This window comes from Mycobacterium sp., from assembly GCF_025965855.1.
Lineage (GTDB): Bacteria > Actinomycetota > Actinomycetes > Mycobacteriales > Mycobacteriaceae > Mycobacterium.
On the sequence record NZ_JAOPWB010000259.1, the window covers coordinates 1 to 3,943 of the forward strand.

Sequence of the window (3,943 nt, forward strand, 5' to 3'; positions counted from 1 at the left end):
ACACGCCATCCTGACGCACGGCCAGCACCGCGAGCACGCAGCCGGCTATATAGAAGCCGGCGAAGGTGTGGGTCAACTCCTTGTGGCCCGAGCCGGCGTCGATTGCGTAACCGATGGCGGTCGCCGACACCGCGATGACCAGGGCCGCCCACCACGGGACACCTGGGATCCGGGGGTGGACCGAGCGGTGGGTAGCCTCTACCGCCGATCTTTCCCGCTGTGCTGGCACATGTAGACCGTACCGGGAATGAGCCGAAACGCTCGTAAAGACCTTGTTAGCGACCGTGGGCGTGCCCTGGCCGTGCGCACGAACGAACCGCGGCGGCCGGCCCTTAGACTTGGTTCCCCGTGAGCCTCAGCCTTGGAATCGTTGGCCTGCCCAACGTCGGGAAGTCGACGCTGTTCAACGCGCTGACCCGGAACAACGTGGTGGCGGCGAACTATCCGTTCGCGACGATCGAACCTAACGAGGGCGTGGTTTCGCTGCCGGACCCGCGGCTGGCCAAGTTGGCGGAGCTGTTTGGATCCGAGCGCATCGTGCCGGCGCCCGTCACGTTCGTCGACATCGCCGGCCTGGTCAGGGGTGCTTCCGAGGGGGCCGGGCTCGGCAACAAGTTCCTGGCCCACATCCGCGAATGCGACGCCATCTGTCAGGTGGTCCGGGTGTTTTCCGACGACGATGTGACCCACGTCGCAGGCGAGGTCGATCCCAAGTCCGACATCGAGGTCGTCGAGACCGAATTGATCCTGGCCGACCTGCAAACGCTCGAGCGCGCGCTGCCGCGGCTGGAGAAGGAAGCGCGCACCACCAAGGAGCGCAGGCCCGTCTACGACGCCGCGGTTGCCGCCCAAGCGACATTGGACGGCGGGACGACCCTGTTCGCAGCGGGAGCCGACGTCTCGCTGCTGCGCGAGCTGAACCTGCTGACCACCAAGCCGTTCCTGTACGTCTTCAACGCCGACGAGGCGGTGCTCACCGACGCCGCCCGGGTCGCCGAGCTGCGCCAGCTCGTGGCGCCCGCCGACGCCGTATTCCTCGACGCCGCAATCGAATCCGAGCTCGTCGAGCTCGACGACGAGTCGGCCGCCGAGCTGCTGGAGTCGATCGGGCAGACCGAGCGCGGCCTCGACGCGCTAGCCCGGGCGGGCTTTCACACGCTCAAGCTGCAGACCTTCCTGACGGCGGGCCCGAAAGAGTCGCGGGCGTGGACCATCCACCAGGGCGATACGGCGCCCAAGGCCGCCGGGGTGATCCACACCGACTTCGAGAAGGGTTTCATCAAGGCCGAGATCGTGTCCTACGACGACCTGATCGCCGCCGGGTCCATGGCGGCGGCCAAGGCGGCCGGCAAGGTCCGCATGGAGGGCAAGGATCACGTCATGGCCGACGGCGACGTGGTGGAATTTCGGTTCAACGTCTGATCAGCCGAAGAAGTAGGGTGGCGGGCACTGATGCATCCACTGGAAGCGAGCGCCGCCATGCATGACGACGACGTGCGGGACGCTCTACGGCGCCACTGGGCGGCATCCGACGCCAACGCCTTTGAGGCCGAGCACCGAATCTACCGAGACGATGCGGTGCTCGAGTACCCGCAATCGGGTGAGCGCATCCGTGGTCGGCAAAACATTCAGGCATCGCGAGTCGCGCAGCCGAACATGAAGCGATTCACTGTGCGACGCGTGCTTGGTGGCGGGGATCTCTGGATCAGCGAACTCGTCCTCACGTATGACCGGCAACCGTTTTACGTAGTGAGCATCATGGAATTCGAGGATGGGAATGTGGTCCGCGAGACGCAGTACTTCGGTGAAGCGTTCGAGCCGGGTCCGTCCCGCGCTCAGTGGGTAGAACACTAGGCAGCCTGGACTGAAGAACGAATCTGGCCGACGGCGACGTGGTCGAGTTCCGGCGCGGAGCAACAACAAAGCCAACGACGTAACCCCAGTGGTTGCCGTTCGTGTTGGCCGGCGATTCCGTCGCCACCGACCAGGCCGGTCAGTTGACGTCGGCCGCTCCAGCGGCCGCCATGGCCTGACCCTCGATCGATAGCGTGCACCGAGGCTGTAGCAAGTGACGAAGCGCAAAGATCGACAATGACAACAACGACGGGCCGCCAAGGCCAGGAATCGAGCCGAGCCAAACCTCGGGGTCGACAAAAGCGCGCCATGACCGTGATTTTCGCCGCGTCAGCGGCGCTCGCAATACTCGCACCGTCCAAATGCTGGTACTCCCGGAGAAGCGAAGCCCGTTACCGCGCCGGGTTCGGTGCGCCTGGTGGACCAGGCCGACCTACCGGCACAGGCCAGTGGTTTCGGCGGCTTCGCCGCAGACGGCCCGGATTGGCCTGATCCGAACCTCAATCCGCCCAACCCGGTTCCCGCTCCCCCCGAACCGGACTGGAATACCAATCCAGGTTGGGATTCTGATCCGGGTTGGCGATTTCAGACCGCTCCGTAACTCCGCAGAAATCACAACGTATCCGCTTTTGCATAGGCGGTGCGTCATGGGCGAGGGCGACGTGACGAGCAGTGGCGTCCAGCAGAGTGGTGTACGAGCCGGTGATGACCGGCGTGTCGTAGCCGAATGAATGAAGGTCATCGCGTGATTCTTCGAGGGACCGACCAAAGTCACTCGAGCAAAGGAATCAACGCGATGACCGTTGCCCACGATATCGACCTGTCTGCCTTGCTGGTCGAACGACTCACCACCTGCCACCCCGACGTGCTGCGCGAGTTGTTGGCCACTTTCATCCACGCCCTGATGGGTGCCGAAGCCGATGCGGTGTGCGGTGCCGGCTACGGCCAGCGCAGCAGCGAGCGAACCAATTCCCGCAACGGGTATCGGCGCCGCGAGTTTGACACCCGCGCAGGCACATTGGATCTGGCGATTCCCAAGCTGAGGCAAGGTTCGTACTTCCCGGGCTGGCTGCTGGAACGGCGCAAACGCGCCGAGCGGGCCCTGACCACCGTGGTGGCCACCTGCTACCTGCTGGGCGTCTCGACGCGGCGGATGGACAAACTCGTCGAAACTCTGGGCATCACCAGCTTGTCGAAGTCCCAGGTCAGCGTGATGGCCAAAGAGCTCGACGTCGCGGTCGAGGCGTTCCGGACCCGCCCATTGGATGCCGGCCCGTACACATTCATGGCTGCTGACGCCCTGGTGCTCAAGGTCCGCGAAGCAGGCCGGGTCGTCAATGTGCACGCGCTGATCGCCACCGGGGTCAACGCCGAGGGCTACCGTGAGATCCTGGGCATCGACGTCACCACCGCCGAAGACGGGGCGGGGTGGTTGACCTTCCTGCGGTCGCTGACCGCCCGCGGCCTGTCCGGGGTCCGTCTGGTCACTTCCGACGCCCACGCCGGTCTGGTGGCCGCAATCGGTGCCACCCTGCCCGGGGCATCGTGGCAACGGTGTCGCACCCATTACGCGACGAATCTGATGGCCATCACCCCGAAATCGTCGTGGCCGTGGGTACGCACACTGCTGCATTCGGTCTTCGACCAACCTGACGCCGGTTCCGTTGCAGCCCAATATGACCGGATCATCGACGCACTGGCCGACAAGCTGCCCAAGGTCGCCGACCACCTCGAAGACGCCCGCGCTGACCTGCTGGCCTTCACCGCCTTCCCCAAACAAATCTGGCGGCAGATCTGGTCTAACAACCCCCAGGAACGACTCAATAAAGAGATCCGCCGGCGCACCGACGTCGTCGGAATCTTCCCCGACCGCAACGCCCTGATCCGCCTCGTCGGTGCGGTGCTGGCCGAACAACACGACGAATGGACCGAATCACGGCGCTACCTCGGTCTCGACATCCTCAGCAAATCCCGAGCCGACCACACGCCATCGACAGAACAGGAGGACACCCCGGCGGCACTAACCGCCTAAACCACCAACTCGAAGAATCACACGACGACGTCGTACACCACGCCCCTGGACTTGACC

4 protein-coding genes are annotated in these 3,943 nt (G+C 64.7%); 3 read left to right on the forward strand and 1 reads right to left on the reverse strand.

Translation table 11 applies throughout. The features are described from left to right. Positions 1-229: DUF6542 domain-containing protein (locus tag JWP83_RS22125; protein WP_367185664.1), on the reverse strand; the 229-nt coding region annotated here is incomplete at its 3' end. Between the two features lie 119 nt (positions 230-348). Between JWP83_RS22125 and ychF the strand changes: the two genes are divergently transcribed. From ychF to JWP83_RS22140, 3 genes are all read left to right on the forward strand, one after another. Further along, positions 349-1,422, forward strand: a complete 1,074-nt coding sequence (ychF, locus tag JWP83_RS22130) for a redox-regulated ATPase YchF (protein WP_297734821.1) — start codon at positions 349-351, stop codon at positions 1,420-1,422. 30 nt (positions 1,423-1,452) lie between these two features. After that, complete coding sequence (locus JWP83_RS22135) at positions 1,453-1,854, forward strand: nuclear transport factor 2 family protein (RefSeq protein WP_297734826.1); 402 nt, start codon at positions 1,453-1,455, stop codon at positions 1,852-1,854. Between the two features lie 796 nt (positions 1,855-2,650). Next, positions 2,651-3,886 (forward strand): IS256 family transposase, encoded by a 1,236-nt coding sequence (locus tag JWP83_RS22140; RefSeq protein WP_297734829.1) that lies wholly within the window; start codon positions 2,651-2,653, stop codon positions 3,884-3,886. Positions 3,887-3,943 lie beyond the last annotated feature (57 nt).

What these genes read in the sequence shown, in the direction of transcription:
- JWP83_RS22135 (WP_297734826.1), top strand. Translation starts at nt 1,453, where the DNA reads ATGCATCCACTGGAAGCGAGCGCCGCCATGCATGACGACGACGTGCGG.
- JWP83_RS22140 (WP_297734829.1), top strand. Translation starts at nt 2,651, where the DNA reads ATGACCGTTGCCCACGATATCGACCTGTCTGCCTTGCTGGTCGAACGA.